Origin of the sequence: Nocardioides panacihumi, from assembly GCF_039530925.1 — a bacterium.
Lineage (GTDB): Bacteria > Actinomycetota > Actinomycetes > Propionibacteriales > Nocardioidaceae > Nocardioides > Nocardioides panacihumi.
Map to the genome: position 1 here is coordinate 889,693 of NZ_BAAAPB010000002.1, position 18,987 is coordinate 908,679.

The window sequence follows — 18,987 nt, forward strand, 5'->3', positions numbered from 1 at the left end:
TCGCGCCCGACGTCTCCGGTTCCTAGTTCATCATGCCCCGGCCACACCGCCGGCCACCGCCGGTCAGACCTGGTGCAGCCTCCGTGCGGCCTCGGCGACCGACCCGCTCAGCGACGGGTAGACGGTGAACGCGTTCGCGACCTGGTCGACCGTGAGGTTCGCCGCGACCGCCAGCGTGATGGGGTGGATCAGCTCGCTGGCGCGCGGGCCGACCACGACGCCACCGATGACCACGCCGGTGCCGGGGCGCGCGACGAGCTTCACGAAGCCGTCGCGGATGCCCTGCATCTTGGCCCGCGGGTTGCCCCGCAGGTCGAGCTTCACGACGTCCGCCTGGATCTCGCCGCTGTCAACGGCCGCCTGCGACCAGCCGACGGTGGCGATCTCGGGCGAGGTGAAGACGTTCGAGGCGATCTGCTTGAGGTCCATCGGCTGCACGGCGTCGCCGAGGAAGTGCCGCATCGCGATGCGGCCGGCCATGGCCGCGGTCGAGGCCAGCATGAAGCCGCCGGTGCAGTCGCCGGCGGCGTACACGCCCGGGGCCGTCGTACGGCTCACCTTGTCGACGCGGATGAACCCACCGTCGTCGAGCTGGACGCCCGCCTCCTCGAGGCCGAGACCGGCCGAGTTCGCGATCGAGCCGAGCGCGAGGATGCAGTGCGAGCCAGTCACGGTGCGGCCGTCGGTGAGGGTGACCGTCACGGTGTCGCCGTCCCGGGTCACCGACTGCATGCGCGAGCGGCCCAGGATGGTCATGCCGCGCCTCTCGAGCACGTCCTCCAGGACGGTGGCGGCGTCGGCGTCCTCACCCGGCAGCACGCGGTCACGCGAGCTGACCAGGGTGACGGGGACGCCGAGGGCGAGGTACGCGCTGGCGAACTCGGCCCCGGTGACGCCGGAGCCGACGACGATCATGTGCGACGGCGTCTCAGTGAGGTCGTAGACCTGCTCCCAGGTCAGGATCCGCTCGCCGTCGGGCTGCGCGGTGGGCAGGACGCGAGGGTGCGCACCCGTCGCGACGAGTACGGCGTCCGCGTGGATCGACTCCTCGGTGCCGTTCGGCCGGGTGGCGACGACCTCGCCGCCGCCCCGGCCCTCGCCCTTGCCGAGCCGGCCGACGCCCTTGACGATGCGGATGCCGCGCCGGGTGAGCCGGTCCTCGATGTCGGCCGACTGCGCGTTCGCGAGCGCCTTGACGCGGGCGTTCACCTTGGCCAGGTCGACGCGGATGCCCGTCGCGGTGTCGCCCTGGGCGTCGTGGAAGTTGATGCCGAGCTCCGCGGCCGACGACATGTCGGTCATCACCTCGGCGGTCGCGATCAGCGTCTTGCTCGGGACGCAGTCGGTGAGCACCGCGCTGCCGCCGAGTCCGTCGCGGTCGACCACGGTGACGTCAGCACCGAGCTGGTTGGCGACCAGCGCCGCCTCGTAGCCGCCGGGACCGCCACCGATGATCACCACGCTGCTCATGGGCAACATTCTTGCAGCGGGTGGCGAAACCAGGTATTTCGGCGGTGCCGCGGGAGGGGCCGGCGACGGCACCGTGGTAGGCCACCCCACTGCTCACCAAGGACGACGTCATGCACGACCCGGCCCCCACCGACTCCGACCTCCTGCTCCGTGCCCGCGACGGCAACGCCGATGCGTACGCCGAGCTGTACCGCCGCCACCACGGCACGGTGCTGGCGATCGCCCTCCAGACCGTCGGTCCGCGGTACGCCGAGGACCTGGCCGCGGAGGCGTTCACGCGGACCCTCCGACTGATCCGCGAGGGTGCCGGCCCCACCGGCCCCGTGCGGCCCTACCTCGTGGCCGCGGTCCGGAACGGCCGGATCAGCGACCAACGCACCAACCGCAGGGTCAGCCCCGTCGCCGACATCCGCGACGTCGCCGACGACCACTCGCGCGTCCCGCAGCCCGAGACCCCCGACCGCCTGGACAGCATGCTCGTCCGCGACGCCTTCAGGACGCTTCCGCCGAGGTGGCGTGCGGTCCTGTGGCTCGGGCTGGTCGAGGGCCGGCCCGCCACGGAGGTGGCCGAGCTCCTGGGAGTCAGCCCCGATGCAGCGACGCAGCTCAGCTCCCGGGCGCGCGAGGCCCTGCGGGTCGCCTACCTGGAGCAGCACCTGACCGCACCGGGCCCGGCCGCCTGCGACTCGATCAGGTCCGAGCTCGCGAAGCACGTCCGCGGGACCTCGACCCGGCGGCGTCAGCGGGTGGCGAAGCACGTGGGCGAGTGCGAGTCGTGCCGGACGGCGACGACCGAGCTGGCCGCCGTCGGCGCATCCCTCCACCGCCCCGTCGAGCTGGAGCGGCTGATCGCCTAGCTGGGCTCGGTCGCCGTCCCGGGAGGGCGACGCAGACAGGAGCCGTCCGACGAAATAGTCTGAGCGACTATGGCGATGGTGCTCTCCGGGACTCGTCTCGTCGGCAGGGAGCGCGAGGCCGGCGAGGTCGTCGAGCTGGTCATGGGCCGCCGGCTGGTCACGCTCGTGGGGCTCGGGGGCGCGGGCAAGACGCGCCTCGCCGTGCATGCGCTCGACGACCTCGAGACGAGGTTCCGCGACGGGGCCGTCGTCGTGGCCCTGTCCGAGCTCACCGACGCCTCGCTCCTCGGCCACGTCGTCGCGGCCGAGCTGGGCGTCCACGTCCCCGGGTCCGGATGGGACCCGCAGATCCTCATCGACCATCTCGGCGACCAGCACGTCCTGCTGCTCCTCGACAACTGCGAGCACCTCCTCGACGCCGTGGCGGCGCTCACCGCCCGGATCCTCGACGCATGTCCGGCGGTGACGGTCCTCGCCACGAGCCGCACCCCGCTCGGCCTCGCACGCGAGGTCGTCTACGACGTCCCGCCACTGGAGCTGCCCGGCGTCTCGGTGCTGTCGCCCGACGAGCTCGCGGAGGTCCCGGCCGTGCAGCTCTTCGTCGATCGGGCGCGATCGGCCTCGGCGAGGTTCGAGCTCACCACGGCCAACGCTGCGGCCGTGGCCGGCCTCGTCAGGGCCCTGGACGGCCTGCCGCTCGCGCTCGAGCTCGCCGGGGCGCGGGTGCGCGAGGTCGCCCCCGAGACCCTGCTCGCCCGGGTGGATGACCAGCTCTCCGTGCTCGACTCCGGCTACCGCGACCAGCCCGAACGGCACCGGTCGCTGACGGCCAACCTCGAGTGGAGCTATGAGCTGTGCACGCCCGACGAGCAGGCGCTGTGGTGCCGCCTCGCCGTCTTCCCCAGCGGATTCGACCTGGAGGCCGCCGAGGCCGTCGGCGCTGGGGACGGCATCGACGCCGCCGACGTGCTGACCCTGGTCTCGGCCCTCGCAGGCCAGTCGATCCTCGCCCAGGACGCGACGACTCCGGGCCGCTACCGCATGCTCGAGCCGGTGCGCCAGTTCGGCATCAGGCAGCTGGCCGCCGCCGACCAGCTGACGCCTTGGCAGGACGCGCACCTGGCGTGGGCCGCCTCACTGGCCCGCGACCTGGCCGCTGAGTGGCTCAGCTCCAACCAGGCGGCCTGGATGCGCAGGATCCGCCGTGAGCAGGCCACCATCCGCGCCGCCCTCGAGTACGCCGTCACCGACCCGCGGCACGCCCGGACCGCGCTGCAGCTGTGCCGCGACCTGGACGTCTACTGGCTGTGCGACGGCCTCGTCACCGAAGCCCGCCACTGGATCGACCAGGCCCTCGCCGTCAGCGCCGGCGCAGGAGACAGCGAGGTCCAGGCGGCGTCGATGGCGGCCTGGTTCGGAGCGATGCAGCTCGACACGGCGTACGCCGACCGCCTCCTCGCTCACGCCGCGAGCATCCTCGACTCCGCGCTGACCCCGCAGACGCGGGCCCGGTACGACACGGCGGCCTGCGCCGTCGCCTTCTACGGCCAGGACCTCGAAACGGCCCTCGAGCGTGGCCGGGCGGCGATGACGGCCCTGCGCTCGGACGGCCGGCGCGAGAGCTACGACCACCTCCACGCCGCCTACTGGCAGACCCTGGCCCTCGGCATCCTCGGCCGTCTCGACGAGGCCCGATGCCTCATCGACGAGGCGATGGACGCCAGCAGCCGCAACCCCGGTGAGCGCTTCGTCCGTGCCAGCTACCTGTGGGTCCTCGGCATCCTCCTCCTCCGCACCGGCGACCTGGACGCGGCGCTCCAGCACGAGCGCGAGGCCCTGCAAGCGGCGTGGGAGCTCCGGTACGACGCCGTGGTCACGCTGACCCTTGACGTCATCGCCTGGGTGAACGCGGCCGCCGGACGCGCCGTCGACGGCGCCGTACTCTTCGGCGGCGCGACGCGGCAGCTCGACCGGGTGCAGGTCGCCCCGGTGTTCAGCGAGCTCAGGGACGCCGGCATGGCGACCGCCGAGGCCGCTCTCGGCCCCGCGCGGTTCGAGCAGGCCCTCGCCGCCGGCGCCGAGGCGCCCCTGGAGTCGCTGGTCGCCTTCGCGATCACCGGGAAGGATCCCCGGACCGCCGCGAACCCGTACGCCCCGCTCACACGCCGTGAGGCGGAGGTCGCCGCCCTGGTCGCCGACGGGCTGAGCAACCGGGCCATCGCCGGACGCCTCTTCCTCTCGGAGCGCACGGTCCAGGGCCACGTCCAGAACACCCTCGACAAGCTGCACGCGACCTCGCGTGCGGCGATCGCGACCTGGTACGTGCGGCGCTCCACGCCCCAGTAGGCCCGGCCGCCCGAGCCGCGGAAAGCGCCAGCGCCCCCGCCGGATGCTTCCGGCGGGGGCGCTGACGATGGTGGATCAGAGGTTGATCATGTGCCCCGCGATGCCGTGGACGGCCTCCTTGACCGCCTCCGACAGCGTCGGGTGCGCGAAGATGTTGCGCGAGACCTCGTCAGCGGTCAGGTCCCACTGCTGGGCCAGCGTCAGCACCGGCAGCTGCTCGGTCACGTCCGGGCCGATCATGTGGGCGCCGAGGATCTCGTTGTGCTTGGCGTCCGCGATCACCTTGACGAAGCCGACGCCCTCACCGAGGCCCTGGGCCTTGCCGTTGGCCGAGAACGGGAAGGTCGCGACCTTGACGTCGTACCCCTTGTCGCGTGCCTGCTGCTCGCTGTAGCCGAACGAGCCGATCTGCGGCTGGCAGTACGTCGCGCGCGGCACCATGTCGAAGTTGATCTCCTGCGTCTCCGCGCCGGCGATCGTCTCGGCCGCGACGATGCCCATGGCCTCGGCGACGTGGGCGAGCATGAACTTCCCGGTGCAGTCACCGATGGCGTAGACGTTCTCCACGTTGGTGCGGCCACGCTCGTCGATCGCGATCGCCTTGCGGTCGGTGAGCTCGACGCCGATCTCGGCGAGACCGAAGCCCTCGACGCGCGGCGCGAAGCCGAAGGCCGCGAGGAACTTGTCGGCCTCCAGCACCTGCTCGTCACCTCCGGCCGCGGGAGCGACGGTCACGCGGACGCCGTTGCCGGTGTCCTCCGCACCCTTCACCGCCGTCGACAGCATGACCTTGACGCCGAGCTTCTTGTAGTGACGCAGCAGCTCCTTGGAGATGTCCGCGTCCTCGGTCGGCACCATGCGGTCGAGGAACTCGATGATCGTGACGTCCACGCCGAAGTTCTTGAGCACGTACGCGAACTCGACGCCAATCGCGCCCGAGCCGCCGATGATGATCGACTTCGGCAGCTGGTCGGTGAGGATCTGCTCCTCGTACGTGACGATGTTCTGCCCGTTCGGCACCACGCCCGGCACGCTGCGCACGGTGGCGCCGGTGGCGATGATCAGGTTGTCGAAGGAGTACGACGTCGTGGCGCCGTCCTTGCCCTTGACGTCGATCCCCTTCGGACCGGTCAGGGTGCCCCACCCGTCGATCTCGGTGATCTTGTTCTTCTTCATCAGGTAGTGGACGCCCTTGACGATGCCGGCGCTCACCTGGCGCGAGCGCGCGTACGTCGGACCGAACGACATGACGGCGTCGCCCTCGATGCCGAACTTCTCCTTGTCGTGCGTCAGCGTGTGCGCGAGCTCGGCGTTCTTCAGCAGGGCCTTGGACGGGATGCAGCCGACGTTGAGGCAGACACCGCCCCAGTACTTGTCTTCCACGACGGCGACGGACTTGCCGAGCTGGGCTGCACGGATGGCGGCGACGTAGCCACCGGGGCCGGCGCCGAGGACGAGGACATCGAAGTGGGTCACGGTCCAAGCCTAGACCGCCGGGAGGCGGTGCCGTACGTCGCCTTCGCCACTCTCCGGCCTGTCCGGGGAAGGCGGCTCAGGCGGGTGGCATCCCGATGCGGAGCACCTGCGACAGCGGGCGCCGGGCCGACCGCGCCACGCGGTGGCCGGGGGCGGGGTGACCGACGCCGACGAGCATGACGATGTTCTCGTGCTCCGGGATGGCCGCCTTCTCGCGCAGCAGGTCGGAGGCCTCGTTGCGCCGCGACCAGTTGAGCGGGATCGCACCGAGCCCGAGACCGTGCAGGGCGAGGAGGAGCGTCATCGCGAACAGGCCGCCGTCGATCCAGCCCTGGTTGCGCTCGCGGGCCGCCTCGAAGGCGCGCAGGTCGTAGGTGACGACGAACAGTCCGGGGAGCAGCTTGCCGAATCCGGCCGAGCCCTCGTGGACCGAGAGCACGCGCGCGATGTCGGCCCTGTCGTCGAAGTAGTAGGCACGCGCGGCCTGGCGGTTGCAGACCGACGGCGCCGTGCCGGCCAGCCGGACGGCCTCCTCGATGACCGCCCGGTCCACGGGCAGGTCGGGGTCGTAGCTGCGCACGCTGTGCCGCGACTCGAGGAACGCGGCGAGCGTCGCCGGGTCGAGCGGGTTCGCGGGCAGGGCCGAACCCAGCGGCGCGATGTCGTCGGTCATCTCGCCGTCGGCGTTCCACCGGTCGAGGGCGTCGAGCGCCCGGCGGGCGTGCTCGACGAAGAAGCCCTGGTGCTCGCCGGCCGCGCCGGGGCTCGCGATCGCGCGCGAGACGCGGCTGGCGACGCTGTCGCCGAACGGTCGCCGCGGCGCCGGATGGGTCATCCCCTTCTCGATGCGGTGGTAGAGACGTGTCGTCGCCGCGTCGAGGTACATGCCGTCGAGGGTGTCGAACCGGTCCGGGCCACCCCGCGGGATGGAGTGGCGGACGTAGCGTCGCGCGTCGCGGAGGAACTCCCGGACGAGCTCGTACTGGTCCCTCGCCGACCGCCACGGACCCCGACGTGCCGGGGTCGTTCTCACAACAGCCATCCGGCCGACCTTCATCTCTCCAGCACCCGCAGTTCGCTTTCGCGAAACCTAACACCGCGGATGCCTCGCGGCGGCCATTCCGTACGCTGTGCGCCGTGACGTCGTACGCCGCCTACGGGACCAACCTCGATCCGGCGCTGATGGGCGAGCGATGCCCACACTCCCCGCTCAGGACGACCGGCTGGCTGATCGGCTGGCGGCTCACGTTCGGCGGCGAGGAGCACGGCTGGGACGGCGCGCTGCCGACGATCGTGCAGGACCCGACGAGCGAGGTGTACGTCGCCGTCTTCGACGTCACGCCCCAGGACGAGGGCGCTCTCGACCAGTGGGAGTCGACCGACACCGGGCTCTACCGCAAGACGAAGGTCCGGGTGAACACCCTGGCCGGCGACGTCGTCGCCTGGACCTACGTGCTGGACGCCTACGAGGGCGGCCTCCCCTCGGCCCACCTGCTCGGCACCCTCGCCAACGCCGCCGAGGCGGCCGACGCACCCGAGGACTACGTCGCCGAGCTCCGTCGGCGGCCGTGCCGGTCCACCGACTGGGACCACTAGGCTGACGCGCGTGAACGCGCTCTCGACGTACGACCCCTCGCCCTACACGCTCGCCGAGCAGGCAGCCGTGCAGCTCGCCCAGGCGACCGGCGTCGAACGGCACGACCTCGCACTCGTGCTCGGCTCCGGCTGGCTCCCGGCCGCCGAGATGCTGGCCGGAGGCGAGCAGGGCGTGACGGCGGAGGTCGCCACCACCGACCTCCCGGGCTTCTCGGCCGCCGCGGTGGCCGGCCACTCCGGCAGGATCCTGAGCATCCGGGTCGGCGACAAGAACGCGCTGGTCTTCCTCTCCCGGACGCACTACTACGAGGGCCGGGGCGTCAACGCGGTCGTCCACGGGGTGCGTACGGCGGCCGCCGCCGGGTGCCGCACCATCGTGCTCACCAACGGCTGCGGTGGACTCAACCCCGCCTGGGCGCCCGGCACCCCGGTGCTGATCAAGGACCACATCAACCTGACCGGCGCCTCGCCGTTGGTCGGCGCCAACTTCGTCGACCTCACCGACCTCTACAGCGCCCGCCTGCGCGGCATCGCGAAGGAGCTCGAGCCCGACCTCGACGAGGGCGTCTACGTGCAGTTCCCCGGCCCGCACTACGAGACGCCGGCCGAGGTGCGGATGGCCGGCATCATCGGCGGCGACCTGGTCGGGATGAGCACGACCCTCGAGGCGATCGCGGCACGCGAGGCGGGCATGGAGGTGCTCGGCATCAGCCTGGTCACCAACGCCGCCGCCGGGATCAGCGACCAGCCGCTGAACCACGAGGAGGTCCTGGAGGCCGGCCGCGCCGCGGCATCTCGGATGGGCGACCTCCTCAGCAGGCTCGTCCCGCGCCTCTGACGCCGGCCCGCGCGGGCATCGGCATCGCCGAGGCCGCCGATTCCGAGACGAGCTCTGAGCCTCTGATCTCGCTCTGAAGCGCGCTTCGGCGGGGTGGCTTGATGCACTCGCGGCGGTGTGACGCGCCTCGCTGACGGTGCACGCTGGGGTGAAGGGATCAGGTGGTGTCCGTGTGTCCGGGCTGGTAATCGGGCAGGCCAAGTTGCCTCCGGATGTCCTGCTGCACGGCATCGCGGTCTGGTCGGGCGTCGACGGTCGCGACGAACTCCTTGCGTCGGAACAGGTCGAGCACGGGGTCGGTCTTGGCGTAGTAGTCGCGCAGCCGGGCGGCCAGCGCGTGTTCGGTGTCGTCCTCAAGGCTGAGGAGCTCGCCGCCGCACACGTCGCAACGGCCCTCGTCGCGCGGTCGGTGTGCGATCAGGTTGTAGTCCATGCCGCACCGGCCACACAGCCGGCGGGCCAGCACACGACGGCGGACCTCGGAGTCAGGCAGGTCTAGATGTATGACGCCGTCGATGTCGTAACTCTCCAAGAAGAACTCCGCCTGGCGCCGGTTGCGAGGGAACCCGTCGAGGATGAATCCGAAGTTCCAGTCGTGCATCGCGAGGCGGTCGCTCACCACGGAGGCGACCAGTTCGTCGTCGATCAGCTCGCCGGCGGCCATGACCCGGCGCACCTGTGCACCCATCTTCGTGTGGTGTTGAACGTGCCAGCGCATCTGGTCGCCGACGCTGATCTGCACCAGGTCGAGGTCGTCTGCCAGCAGCGCGGCCTGTGTGCCCTTACCGCTGCCCTGCACTCCCATGATCACGTACTTGCGCACTACCGCATCGTAGGGCGCCGAGGGCAGAGCCGCGGACGTGGTCCTGAGAGGGCTCTTGCGGCGGTGTGGCCCACTCTGGCGCAGCCGACGTTGACACGGTGGTGACGGGCCTACGCTGCAAGTGCCAGGATCCATTCATGGTCACGCCGAGCCCGGGATACGCCATCACCGTTCGTCTCGATGCCCCGGCCGCAGCAGGCTCCACCGGGAGACTCGTTGCAGCAGTCAGCGAGGCCGGAGCTTCGGTCACCGCGCTCGACATCGCTGAATCTCACACCGATCGTCTCGTGGTCGACCTCAGCTGTGACGCGGTCGACGCGAACCATGCGAACCTCATCACAGCCGCTCTCGACGCGCTCGAGGGCGTGCACGTCCGGAAGGTCAGCGACAGGACTTTCCTGATGCACCTCGGCGGCAAGCTGGAGGTGGTGCCGAAGGTGCCGCTCAAGCATCGAGATGACCTCTCGAGGGCCTACACCCCGGGCGTGGCTCGAGTGTGCTTGGCGATCGCTGCGAATCCGGACGACGCCCGTCGCCTCACGATCAAGCGGAACACGGTTGCCGTGGTCACTGACGGATCCGCGGTCCTCGGACTGGGCAACATCGGCCCCGCTGCCGCACTTCCGGTGATGGAGGGCAAGGCGGCGCTGTTCAAGCAGTTCGCCGGGGTCGACGCCTGGCCGGTCTGCCTGGATACCCAGGACACTGAGGAGATCATCAAGATCGTCAAGGCGATCGCCCCGGTGTACGGCGGGGTGAATCTCGAGGACATCGCGGCACCGCGGTGCTTCGAGATCGAGACCCGGCTGCGGGCCGAACTCGACATCCCTGTCTTCCACGACGACCAGCACGGCACCGCTATCGTCGTCCTGGCGGCGCTCACCAACGCCTTGCGCGTGGTCGGGAAGAGACTCCCCGACGTGCGGATCGTGATCAGCGGCGCGGGTGCGGCCGGGCATGCGATCATCACCCTCCTCCAGGCAGAGGGCGCCCGACACATCGTGGCGTGTGACCGGAACGGCGCGATCCACCGGGGCAAGCCGGACCTGCCCGAAGCCAAGCGCTGGATCGCCGAACGCACCAACGAGGACCGATTCGAGGGCACGCTCGTCGACGCGCTGGCCGGGGCCGACGTGTTCATCGGCGTCTCCGGCCCGAACCTGTTCACCGGCAAGGAGGTAGCGACGATGGCCGAAGACGCGATCGTGTTCGCCCTATCGAACCCGGACCCCGAAGTCGATCCAGGTGAGGCTGCCCAGTACGCGACGGTTGTTGCGACCGGTCGCTCGGACTACCCGAACCAGATCAACAACGTCCTCGCCTTTCCCGGGTTCTTCCGCGGGATGCTCGACGCCGGCGCGCACAGGATCACCCAAGAGCTCATGGTCGCAGCGGCCCGAGCCATCGCCGACGCCGTCGAGCCCTCGGCCCTCAACGCCAGCTATATCGTTCCCTCGGTCTTCGACCCGAATGTCGCTGGTGCAGTCGCTGCCGCGGTCCGTCAGGGAGCCACTGCCGGGGACGCGTGAGCGACGAGCCGTCCAGAGGTGGACGATCGTCCGGTGGGATCTGACACCGTCGCAAAGTCCGGATGCCGCTGCCGGCCCCGGCTTCGCCGGCCGGCGACACATGATGTTCTGTGAGTCCGGGCGCGCTGTGATGCTGGCTTCCCGACACCTCAACCTCAAGTGCGCGGCTCCCTGATTCGTCCAGTGTCGATGTGCTCCTGATCGCCTACTTTCGATGCGCCGATACGCAGGAGGCGATCATCGACAAGCATGACAACGCGGTATGTGCGGCCCTGACTAACGTGCCAGCTGCGTCCGACATGCGTGGACGGCCCGGGCGCTACTCACCGGCGTTGAAGCCTGAGGGTCGGGCTCGCTCTTCGGATGCTTTAGCGGCGGTGTGACGCAACTCGGTGAGCGCGCTGTCAATGCCGTGATTGGACGTCGCGCAGCCATGAACAGCGCCCGCCGACGCGTCGATTCGGGCAAGGTGTCTGCGTGCAGACCTCACCGACTCCTGAGCAGCCCGAGCCGCCGGTGGCCTTCGTTTCATACTCCTGGGCCAGCGACCAGCATGTCGCGTGGGTCACTAACCTGGCTCGTCGATTGCGCGCGAACGGTGTTGACGTCCATCTCGACCGGTGGGACGTGCGCCTCGGCCACGACCTGTACCTGTTCATGGAGCGGTACGCCGATCCGTCGGCCCGTGTCCTAATCGTGCTCTCCGACGACTACGGCCCCAAGGCAGACCGCCGCGCCGAGCAGTCTTCCGGTGTCGGCACCGAGACGACCATCGTCTCTCCGACCGTTTACCGCGACTTGGGTGGCAACCGGGTCATACCGGTTGTCCCGGACTCCGGCACGGTGGCTGACCATCCCGTTGTGCCCACGTATCTTGTGGGCAGAACCTGGATCGACTTTCGTGGCGACCACGAAGCTGCGTACGAGCGACTGCTGCGCGAACTGCACGGGGCGCCGATCGAGGCCGCCCCGCCGCTCGGTCCGAACCCGTTCGTCGGCACTACGGAGGCACAGGCCCGGGCTGCGATCCGCAACGACCCGGCCCGCTGGCACGATGGCCGAACGAGCGGGTTGGTTCAGGTGAATCTCAACGAGAACTCCGGCCAGTTCGCCCTCGGCAGCGAGGAGGCCCGCTTCGAACTGCAGATGGACTACCCCTACGGTGGCGCGGTTCAACCCGGTGGACCAAAGGGAGTCCGCCACCTCAAAGACGGCATCGGCAACATCGGCTTGGTGGCTGTGGCTGCTGAACGCCCCGAAACGTTCGCCGACCTCGCCGCCCTGCCGATGTCCAATCGCATCGAGCGAACCGCGCCCGGCGACGTGTTGGTCATGATGAACCGAGGGGGCTATTGGGCGCTCCTCATGCTCGACGACGTCATCTTCCGTCCCGGCCCCAACGGCTATGAACCGGTCGCGGTGATGCGCTACGTCATCGCCACCGACCGCACCGCCGCCCTCAGCCTTGACGACTTGCCGACGTTGGCGGCGGAGTAGGACGGAGCCCTAACCTGCGACCTCCGTGGCGCGCTCAAACTGCCGACTCGGGTTCGGCAACATCAGCGCTACTGCGCCCATTGACGGTGCTCCGAGGCTGAACGGCAGCTCGAGGGATAGCGCATTTCGCTCTCGCTGCGTGCACGCTCATCTGGGGACCCGGTTGGTAGCCGGCGCCGACAGGCGGCGGAGGGACCAACTCGGTCGAAGCAGGGCGACGCCGGTTGCTTCGGTCGCGATGACGCAGGTCACGCGTGGCCGCCGTTCTCGGCTTCGTCCTTCTCCGGATCAGCTCGTGACTGCGGCGCCCGGCCCGCTCCGTACCAGAGTTTGTACCACCAGTTGCGTTTCTGGTGTTCGGTCTCCCAGCGAAGGTACTGCGTGGCCGCGAGATTGCGGTTGACGGCCTCATCGATGTCGAGCTCGAGCTGGGCGACATGGGTAGATAGCCGCCCGATGGTACGGCTGTTCTGCACCCACGTCAGTGCCGCGAGGACGCCGAAGACAGCCGCGACAGCGACGAGGAGAGGCACCCAATCGGCGTCCTTCGCCGAGGCGATCGCGACCAACGCGGCCGCGGCAGCAGACATGAAAGCCGTCGTCTGCGCCCTGCGGGTGGTCTTCTCGAGCAACTCTTCGCGGAGGGTGCCGTACTCCAGACTCAGGGCATCGAAGATGTGATCCCAGTCTCGCTCCGGCTGAACCTCGCGTTGCGGCCCGGGCTCGTCAGCGTCCATAGCCCGAAGGTGTCACTGCCCAAAGTCCGCGAGCCGAGTTGAGCCGCAATTTGCCCAGCATGGCTGACCAGGCACCTGGGAGCGCCCGGGCAGGTAGACCTATGCGGCCGGCAGGCGGCGGTGTGACGCAGCTTCTGAGCGCGCTGTCAGCGGCACGTGCGTGCTCGGCCCCAGCGCCCATTGCGCGACAAGTCGGAAGGCGCGATGGAGGGTTCGTCATGGTCTAGTCTCACCTGAGTTCCTTACCTCTAGATCGGTTGGAGACTCACCCGTGGCGAAGCGGCGAAGTCACAGGATCGATGGGTTCATGGCCTGGCTTCTGTATTCGTTCGCTCCCGTAGTGGTGCTACCCGTCTTCGTAGTGATCCTCTCCTTGGTAGAAAGCGACAACCCTGTCAGCCTCAAGGGGATCGGGGGTCGGGGCGACTTCGCGTTCATGGGCGTCGCGCTGGCCGTCGGGGCCCACGCTCTCACCCGTAAGCCAGGGTTCTCGCTGTCTAATGAGCGGGGTGATCCGCATTCTCTGGGCGGGATGACGATGCTTGTGTTGTTGTTCTCTTCTGGTGCGTGGGGCGTGATGGCCGGTCAAGCGACGCTGAGCGGGGAGCCAACGCATGCAATGTTCAATTCCTGCGTCGGCCTTCTCCTCCTGCTCGCTGCAACCGTGGTCTCGATCTCGGTATCGGTCGTGGACGCGCGCTTGGCGGCTAGCGGGCAACTACAACCTCTCGTAATCAACGTCCGTGGTGAGGGTGTAGGCGGATGAGCGCGATCCTCCTTCCGGAGCTCCTGGCAAGCATTAGCGTGGCCGTAGCGAGTGGGGCGGCGGTAGACGTTCTTAAGAGATCCGCGTCGCTTCTCCAGCGTCGCAAGCGCGAGGCTCGAATGGTGGCTGAAAGTGCTGATCGCGTCGAAAAGCTTGCTCGCGAGCTGCAAGCACGCCAAGCCAAGTCAGACGGTCGAGACCTTAAAGAGCAATACTTGGAGGCCGTACAGAATCTGAGTGGGTCTCTCGCGGATACACCGGAGGCCGTCATTCGAGTTGGGAACCTGCTCCTGGTCAAGACGCGAGGTGAAGTCATCTCCCGGGTCCTAACGTCTACCGAGGAGGCGCTTCTCGACTCACACCCCTCGATCGTGGCAGATACAGGGAGCGCCCTCGCGTTCCTGGACGTTCGTCCTACCAACTGACGCCCCTGGCCGATCCGCCGTCGACAGCCCCGCCCGCATCTCGGCCGTCAGATCCGGTCGGCTCGTAGCGCCGCAACGCGGCGATATGACGCGCCTCGAGGACGACAGTAATCAGGTGGTTCACGCGCGGGACTGGCACCGACTAGTGGACCGAACGCTGACCCCACGTGCGATCAGGACGACGCTGCACCGATCCAGAAGAGCAGGCCGAAAAGCATCACGACGCCGATCGTCACGATCGCCCAACCGGGCAACCGCTGGCCAGGCATCTTCGTTGAGTGCTCAATGGTCAACGGGCTCTGCGACGCGAGTGGCTGCCACCGCTGGCCATCCCAATAGAACTTGCCGTCGTCGCTGATCTTCGGCTGGAGGTCCACACGCTTCTGCCTTCGATGTGGTTGATGGGGTGCACACTCCATCGGCAAGTCGAGCGCAGTCTGGAGGCACATCTCCTGAGACGTGTCGAGACAAAGGCGATGTGACGCACATCGAAGCCGCCGGATAGACGCAAGTCTGCTGTAGCCCTCCCCGACGCAGCGATGCAGCCGTTGTGGTCGGCGCCGTGCGGACGCTGCCCTCGAGAACAGCTTCCGGCCGTACTGGGGTCGCTGGCCGCGGGTTCTCCCGACCTCGCAGCGCAATGTCGACGCGCCGGGTCACACGAGATGGAAGGATGACTCCGTGAGTGCTACGTCTGACGACCTCATCGACCTCGGCTACCGGGCCGAAGACATGAGCCGGCAAGAGCTCGAACGGTGCACGATTTTGACGGCGCGAGAGGAGGGCCTCTTGCGCAAACTGAAGAGTCCGGGCCAGAGGCTGCTTATCGGCCCTCGCGGCAGCGGCAAGAGCACGTATCTTCGGTTGGCGCGCTACCAACTTCAGGACGAAGGCGTGGCGCTGCCCATCTACGTCAACTACGCCAAGTCACTGTCGCTCGAGCCAGAATTGCGGCGGGATCCCAGCGCCCTCGCCTTCTTCCGACAGTGGGTCCTTGCCCTGATCCTCCGAGGGCTGTCACAGGCCACGGCGACTCTGGAGCTCGAGCTGGCCGATACCCAAACTAGTCGGATGCGACTTGCGACGCAGGTGGCGGATGCCGTCGAGCGTCGTCGCGTTGATCAGGCGCCGCCTAGCGACTTCACGTTAACGGAGGTCCTGGAAACACTTGAGGTTGTTTCTGAAGTTGCTCGAAGGCGACGCGTGGTACTGCTTCTGGATGACGCGGCCCATGCCTTTTCTCCGGAGCAGCAGCGTGAGTTCTTTGAGATTTTCGGCAACTTGCGGTCCAGAGTCGTCAGTGCCAAGGCCGCCGTTTACCCGGGCGTGACGACTTACACGCCGCGCTTTCAAGTCGGCCACGACGTGCAGGTGTCGGACGTGTGGCTCGATCCCTCGGACCCTGACTTCATCCCCATGATGAGTGAAGTATGTGAGAAGCGACTTGACCCCGACTCGTTCTCTCGTCTTCGCTCGCGACGTGGCGCACTCGAGTACCTCGCGCTCGCCAGTTTTGGACTGCCGCGAAACCTGCTTTCGATGCTCTCGCAGTTTCTTGAGGAAGACGACGATGCTTCGCTCAAGAACACGACACAACTATGCGACTCTGCGGTTAGAGACTCCGCAGCGGCGACGATCAAGGTATTCCTCTCACTAGAAGAGAAATTGCCGCGGTACAAGAACTTCGTCGCGGTGGGGAGCGACCTTGTCGGCGCATGCATCGACGCGATTACTGAGTACAATTCCCGCCGCGCAGGTTCAGCCAAAGTTGTATCCGTCCTCCTCCAGGAGCCGATCCCTTCGGAGATCGACCGTATCCTAGGTCTGCTGGAGTACGCAGGCGTGGTGCGGCGGTCTAGCAATCTCAGCATGGGCCCAAAGTCGTTCCGCCAGGTCGCGATTCACTACTCTTTGCTGCTGAGCAACGGCGCTTTGGCCTTGGGCCGAAACCCGTCTGTCGAGCAGGCAGTGCAAGGCATCACCCAGCGCGACTCGTCGCCGGCGCGCGTACGTAGAACGCTGACAAGCCTCCTCGGTAAAGATTTCTTGAGTCGCTGCAAGTTGGACATGGCCGCCTGTCAGCGATGCGGCACCCCCAGGGAGATTCCAGAAGCGCGGTTCTGTTCGCATTGCGGGGCTCCTCTGACGGACGCTTCGATCTACGAGGAGCTACTCGCCACAAGCATTGAAAAATTGCCGATCAGCCAGAAGCAGCTCGATCGAATCATCGCCGCTGGTGAGGTACGTACCGTCCAGGACATCCTCACGGATGAGGAGAACGTCAAGCTGCTCGCAGCGGAATACATTGGCCCGAAGCGAGCGGCTCAAATCAAAGCCGTAGCAGACGAGTTCATCTATGAGTGACGTCGTCGTCAACGATCCGGGCGTCGCGTCGCAAATCGACATTCGCTCCTGCGTGTGCGAGGTTGAAGCCTCTCGGGAATCCGCGATTTCCCAGTGGGTGGACGACGTTATTCTGATCAACGGACTTTCTACATCGCTGATGCGTGGAGACCATGACGTCACCGTGGCTCAGATGCTCGTGGCGCAGATGGTCGGTTCAACCGAAAACTACTATCGGACTGTATTTGCCGATCTTGCGAACACCTGTCCTTGGGTTGCACGCAACGTCGCCGCTGATTCGATTCCGTTCGCCGCGGTGCGTACATTCGCATCAGGAAAGGCCGGATACGGATTAGTTGAGGGCGTCTTGTTTAGTTCCAGAGGCGTGATTTCTGCCCAGATGAAGCGGTTTACCAAGTATCGAGTAAACGACGACTCAACGCTCGGCAAAGCTATAAATGCGTTTGACTCGGTATGCGCGATCCGACATGCAGCGGTGCACTGGTCTGGACGGTTCGATACTCGGGCGCATGGCGCACTCCAGATCGACGTCTTAAGCAAGACGCAATATGGGGTCAGCCTTGACCTTAGGGCGATCCAAGACAGCTTGGCTGCTTGCGACTTCCTTGTGAGAACCTCGAACCAAGTGCTCTTCGATCACACGTTGAAGCGATGGCTGGACGAGGGGTACTTGGGACCTGATGTCTCCCAAGCGGACAACCGCGCCCGATGTCAAGCACTATCCGCGATGTTCGCCGAGAAGCGCCTTAAGTCCGTCGTTACCAAGCGCATCACCGAGTCGGTAGATGCCGTCTAGGGACCACTCTCGCGAGCGTGTGCACCGCTTGTGGCGGGAGGGACAGAACTACCTCACGTGCTCGCGGCGGTCTTTGTTGAGCGCTCCATACTAGATCGCAACGGAGAGGGTCTTGCGACCTTGCGTCTAACTGGGCGAAGTGCCGCGCCCCTACGTCGACTCAGCATCGGCGGTTGATACGGATCCGTCCGGGACGCAGCCGGGTGACGGCGTAGTCGGGATGGTCGGCGAGGGTGTGGTGCCGGGGGCAGAGCAGGGCACTGTTCGCGAGGTCGGTGGGCCCGCCTTCACTCCATGCGACCAGGTGTGCTCCGTCGCCGCCGGCGGCCGGTCGAGTGCAGTCCTGAACCGCGCAGGTCCCTTTCTGCTGGAGGAGCATCGCCAGGCGTTGCGGCCGGTTGTGGAAGCGGGCTCGGCGGCCGAGGTCGAGCACCTCGTCGTCGGTGCCCAGCACGGCAGGGATGACACCGGCGCGGGCGGCGAGGCGCCGGGCTTGGCCGGGGCTGATCACCTGGCCGGTGTCGAGTTCAGCCGCTGCGAGACCGCCCATCAGGGTCGCCAGGCTCATCGTGACCACAAGGGTGGGGTCGCTACGGCCGAGCTTGGGGAGCTTGCCGACGGGGAAGCGGTCCACCAGCTCGACCAGGGCGTGACCGCGGCGCTCCTCGGCCGAGAGTCGGACTCCGGTCGTCGGATCGTCGATCGCGATGGGATCGGGTCGGCCCGGGTTGGTCAGCGACTCCAGCATCCTGCCCAGCTTCACCCCCGAGACCAGCGGGATCCGGAAGGAGCCCTCGGTGACCGCGGTCGCCTCGTCGTGACGAAGCGTCAAGAACGCCTCCCGGGCAGCCTTCGCCTCCGCACGGGCCAACTGCGCGGCCCGCCGGGCGTCGGCTCCGTCTGGGTCGATCACCTCGTCGAGATGGTCGGCCAGCCGCCGCAGCGCGTGGGTGTCGTGAGCATGGGCCTCCCCGGCCAGGTATTCCTCTGCCTCCGCCCGCACATCCGGGTCAACTCCGGCCGGGAGGGCGTCGAGGGCCCGCGCGATCACCGCCGCCGATGCGACCGGGAACGATCCCGCCGCCAGCGCTCCCCGGGTGACCCGATAGTCCTCGAGCGCCCGAGCGAGGCGGACCAGCCGCTTCCCCTCCGTCGGCGCCAGCCGCACCCGATCGCGCAGCCAGGACACCATCGTGGGCTGGGCGTCATGCGTAGGCAGGTCGGACCGGTCGGCCTGCGCTACCAGCCCCAAGGCCAGTGCCGCCATCCGCGCCTGACCCGCGAAGACCTCCTCCAGGCACTCCCCCAGCTCCCGCGGCGTCAAGGCCCACATCGTGTCGGTGCTGAGCTCGTCGAAGGCCTCGTGCAGACGCCCGAGGAACCGGTGCACCCCATGCCGCCGCGCTGAGGCGGCCCGGCGAGGCGGCTCAGCGTCGACGCTGGTCATGGGCACTCCGATCATTCGGT

17 protein-coding genes are annotated in these 18,987 nt (G+C 67.9%); 10 read left to right on the forward strand and 7 right to left on the reverse strand.

From position 1 onward, the window contains the following. Positions 1–63: 63 nt before the first annotated feature. Positions 64–1,470 carry an NAD(P)H-quinone dehydrogenase gene (locus ABD205_RS13525; protein WP_344045464.1) on the reverse strand — a complete coding sequence of 469 codons (1,407 nt, stop codon included), beginning with the start codon at positions 1,468–1,470 and terminating at the stop codon, positions 64–66. Positions 1,471–1,580: 110 nt separating this feature from the next. Here ABD205_RS13525 and ABD205_RS13530 point away from each other — a divergent pair, with 110 nt between their 5' ends. After that, positions 1,581–2,327, forward strand: coding sequence for an RNA polymerase sigma factor (locus ABD205_RS13530; protein ID WP_344045467.1), 747 nt, complete (start codon positions 1,581–1,583; stop codon positions 2,325–2,327). Positions 2,328–2,396: 69 nt separating this feature from the next. After that, positions 2,397–4,673, forward strand: a complete 2,277-nt coding sequence (locus ABD205_RS13535) for an ATP-binding protein (RefSeq protein WP_344045469.1) — start codon at positions 2,397–2,399, stop codon at positions 4,671–4,673. Positions 4,674–4,748: 75 nt separating this feature from the next. Here ABD205_RS13535 and lpdA read toward each other — a convergent pair whose 3' ends face one another. Both lpdA and ABD205_RS13545 read right to left on the reverse strand, forming a co-directional pair. Beyond that, entirely contained in the window at positions 4,749–6,149 is a 1,401-nt protein-coding gene (lpdA, locus tag ABD205_RS13540) for a dihydrolipoyl dehydrogenase (protein WP_344045471.1), read from the reverse strand. Between the two features lie 76 nt (positions 6,150–6,225). Continuing rightward, a complete protein-coding gene (locus ABD205_RS13545) occupies positions 6,226–7,191 on the reverse strand; it encodes a nitroreductase family protein (protein ID WP_344045473.1) in 966 nt (321 codons plus the stop codon). Between the two features lie 95 nt (positions 7,192–7,286). Here ABD205_RS13545 and ABD205_RS13550 point away from each other — a divergent pair, with 95 nt between their 5' ends. Both ABD205_RS13550 and ABD205_RS13555 read left to right on the forward strand, forming a co-directional pair. Then, positions 7,287–7,745, forward strand: coding sequence for a gamma-glutamylcyclotransferase family protein (locus ABD205_RS13550; protein WP_344045475.1), 459 nt, complete (start codon positions 7,287–7,289; stop codon positions 7,743–7,745). Between the two features lie 10 nt (positions 7,746–7,755). Next, positions 7,756–8,583 (forward strand): purine-nucleoside phosphorylase, encoded by an 828-nt coding sequence (locus ABD205_RS13555; protein ID WP_344045477.1) that lies wholly within the window; start codon positions 7,756–7,758, stop codon positions 8,581–8,583. 157 nt (positions 8,584–8,740) lie between these two features. On the opposite strand, the gene ABD205_RS13560 is transcribed toward ABD205_RS13555, so the two are convergent. Beyond that, positions 8,741–9,406 carry an adenylate kinase family protein gene (locus ABD205_RS13560; RefSeq protein WP_344045479.1) on the reverse strand — a complete coding sequence of 222 codons (666 nt, stop codon included), beginning with the start codon at positions 9,404–9,406 and terminating at the stop codon, positions 8,741–8,743. Positions 9,407–9,543: 137 nt separating this feature from the next. Between ABD205_RS13560 and ABD205_RS13565 the strand changes: the two genes are divergently transcribed. Beyond that, the gene (locus ABD205_RS13565; protein ID WP_344045481.1) at positions 9,544–10,935 is read left to right on the forward strand and encodes an NAD-dependent malic enzyme; all 1,392 of its coding nucleotides are present in this window, start codon (positions 9,544–9,546) and stop codon (positions 10,933–10,935) included. Between the two features lie 477 nt (positions 10,936–11,412). Then, complete coding sequence (locus ABD205_RS13570; protein WP_344045483.1) at positions 11,413–12,432, forward strand: toll/interleukin-1 receptor domain-containing protein; 1,020 nt, start codon at positions 11,413–11,415, stop codon at positions 12,430–12,432. A 248-nt stretch (positions 12,433–12,680) separates the two neighbouring features. Here ABD205_RS13570 and ABD205_RS13575 read toward each other — a convergent pair whose 3' ends face one another. Continuing rightward, entirely contained in the window at positions 12,681–13,169 is a 489-nt protein-coding gene (locus ABD205_RS13575) for a hypothetical protein (protein ID WP_344045485.1), read from the reverse strand. A 307-nt stretch (positions 13,170–13,476) separates the two neighbouring features. Here ABD205_RS13575 and ABD205_RS13580 point away from each other — a divergent pair, with 307 nt between their 5' ends. Together ABD205_RS13580 and ABD205_RS13585 are read left to right on the forward strand one after the other, a co-directional pair. After that, complete coding sequence (locus tag ABD205_RS13580; RefSeq protein ID WP_344045487.1) at positions 13,477–13,935, forward strand: hypothetical protein; 459 nt, start codon at positions 13,477–13,479, stop codon at positions 13,933–13,935. Further along, entirely contained in the window at positions 13,932–14,360 is a 429-nt protein-coding gene (locus ABD205_RS13585; RefSeq protein WP_344045489.1) for a hypothetical protein, read from the forward strand. Before ABD205_RS13580 ends, ABD205_RS13585 begins: the two co-directional genes overlap by 4 nt. A 173-nt stretch (positions 14,361–14,533) precedes the next feature. Here ABD205_RS13585 and ABD205_RS13590 read toward each other — a convergent pair whose 3' ends face one another. Then, positions 14,534–14,737, reverse strand: coding sequence for a hypothetical protein (locus ABD205_RS13590; protein ID WP_344045491.1), 204 nt, complete (start codon positions 14,735–14,737; stop codon positions 14,534–14,536). Positions 14,738–15,041: 304 nt separating this feature from the next. Here ABD205_RS13590 and ABD205_RS13595 point away from each other — a divergent pair, with 304 nt between their 5' ends. Next, a complete protein-coding gene (locus tag ABD205_RS13595; protein ID WP_344045493.1) occupies positions 15,042–16,724 on the forward strand; it encodes a hypothetical protein in 1,683 nt (560 codons plus the stop codon). Then, positions 16,717–17,520 carry a hypothetical protein gene (locus tag ABD205_RS13600; RefSeq protein ID WP_344045495.1) on the forward strand — a complete coding sequence of 268 codons (804 nt, stop codon included), beginning with the start codon at positions 16,717–16,719 and terminating at the stop codon, positions 17,518–17,520. Before ABD205_RS13595 ends, ABD205_RS13600 begins: the two co-directional genes overlap by 8 nt. A gap of 160 nt (positions 17,521–17,680) precedes the next feature. On the opposite strand, the gene ABD205_RS13605 is transcribed toward ABD205_RS13600, so the two are convergent. Continuing rightward, positions 17,681–18,967 (reverse strand): HNH endonuclease, encoded by a 1,287-nt coding sequence (locus ABD205_RS13605; protein ID WP_344045497.1) that lies wholly within the window; start codon positions 18,965–18,967, stop codon positions 17,681–17,683. Positions 18,968–18,987 lie beyond the last annotated feature (20 nt).

What these genes read in the sequence shown, in the direction of transcription:
- ABD205_RS13530 (WP_344045467.1), top strand. Translation starts at nt 1,581, where the DNA reads ATGCACGACCCGGCCCCCACCGACTCCGACCTCCTGCTCCGTGCCCGC.
- ABD205_RS13585 (WP_344045489.1), top strand. Translation starts at nt 13,932, where the DNA reads ATGAGCGCGATCCTCCTTCCGGAGCTCCTGGCAAGCATTAGCGTGGCC.
- ABD205_RS13580 (WP_344045487.1), top strand. Translation starts at nt 13,477, where the DNA reads ATGGCCTGGCTTCTGTATTCGTTCGCTCCCGTAGTGGTGCTACCCGTC.
- ABD205_RS13545 (WP_344045473.1), bottom strand. Translation starts at nt 7,191, where the DNA reads ATGGCTGTTGTGAGAACGACCCCGGCACGTCGGGGTCCGTGGCGGTCG.
- ABD205_RS13600 (WP_344045495.1), top strand. Translation starts at nt 16,717, where the DNA reads ATGAGTGACGTCGTCGTCAACGATCCGGGCGTCGCGTCGCAAATCGAC.
- ABD205_RS13605 (WP_344045497.1), bottom strand. Translation starts at nt 18,967, where the DNA reads ATGACCAGCGTCGACGCTGAGCCGCCTCGCCGGGCCGCCTCAGCGCGG.
- ABD205_RS13575 (WP_344045485.1), bottom strand. Translation starts at nt 13,169, where the DNA reads ATGGACGCTGACGAGCCCGGGCCGCAACGCGAGGTTCAGCCGGAGCGA.
- ABD205_RS13565 (WP_344045481.1), top strand. Translation starts at nt 9,544, where the DNA reads ATGGTCACGCCGAGCCCGGGATACGCCATCACCGTTCGTCTCGATGCC.
- ABD205_RS13525 (WP_344045464.1), bottom strand. Translation starts at nt 1,470, where the DNA reads ATGAGCAGCGTGGTGATCATCGGTGGCGGTCCCGGCGGCTACGAGGCG.
- ABD205_RS13535 (WP_344045469.1), top strand. Translation starts at nt 2,397, where the DNA reads ATGGCGATGGTGCTCTCCGGGACTCGTCTCGTCGGCAGGGAGCGCGAG.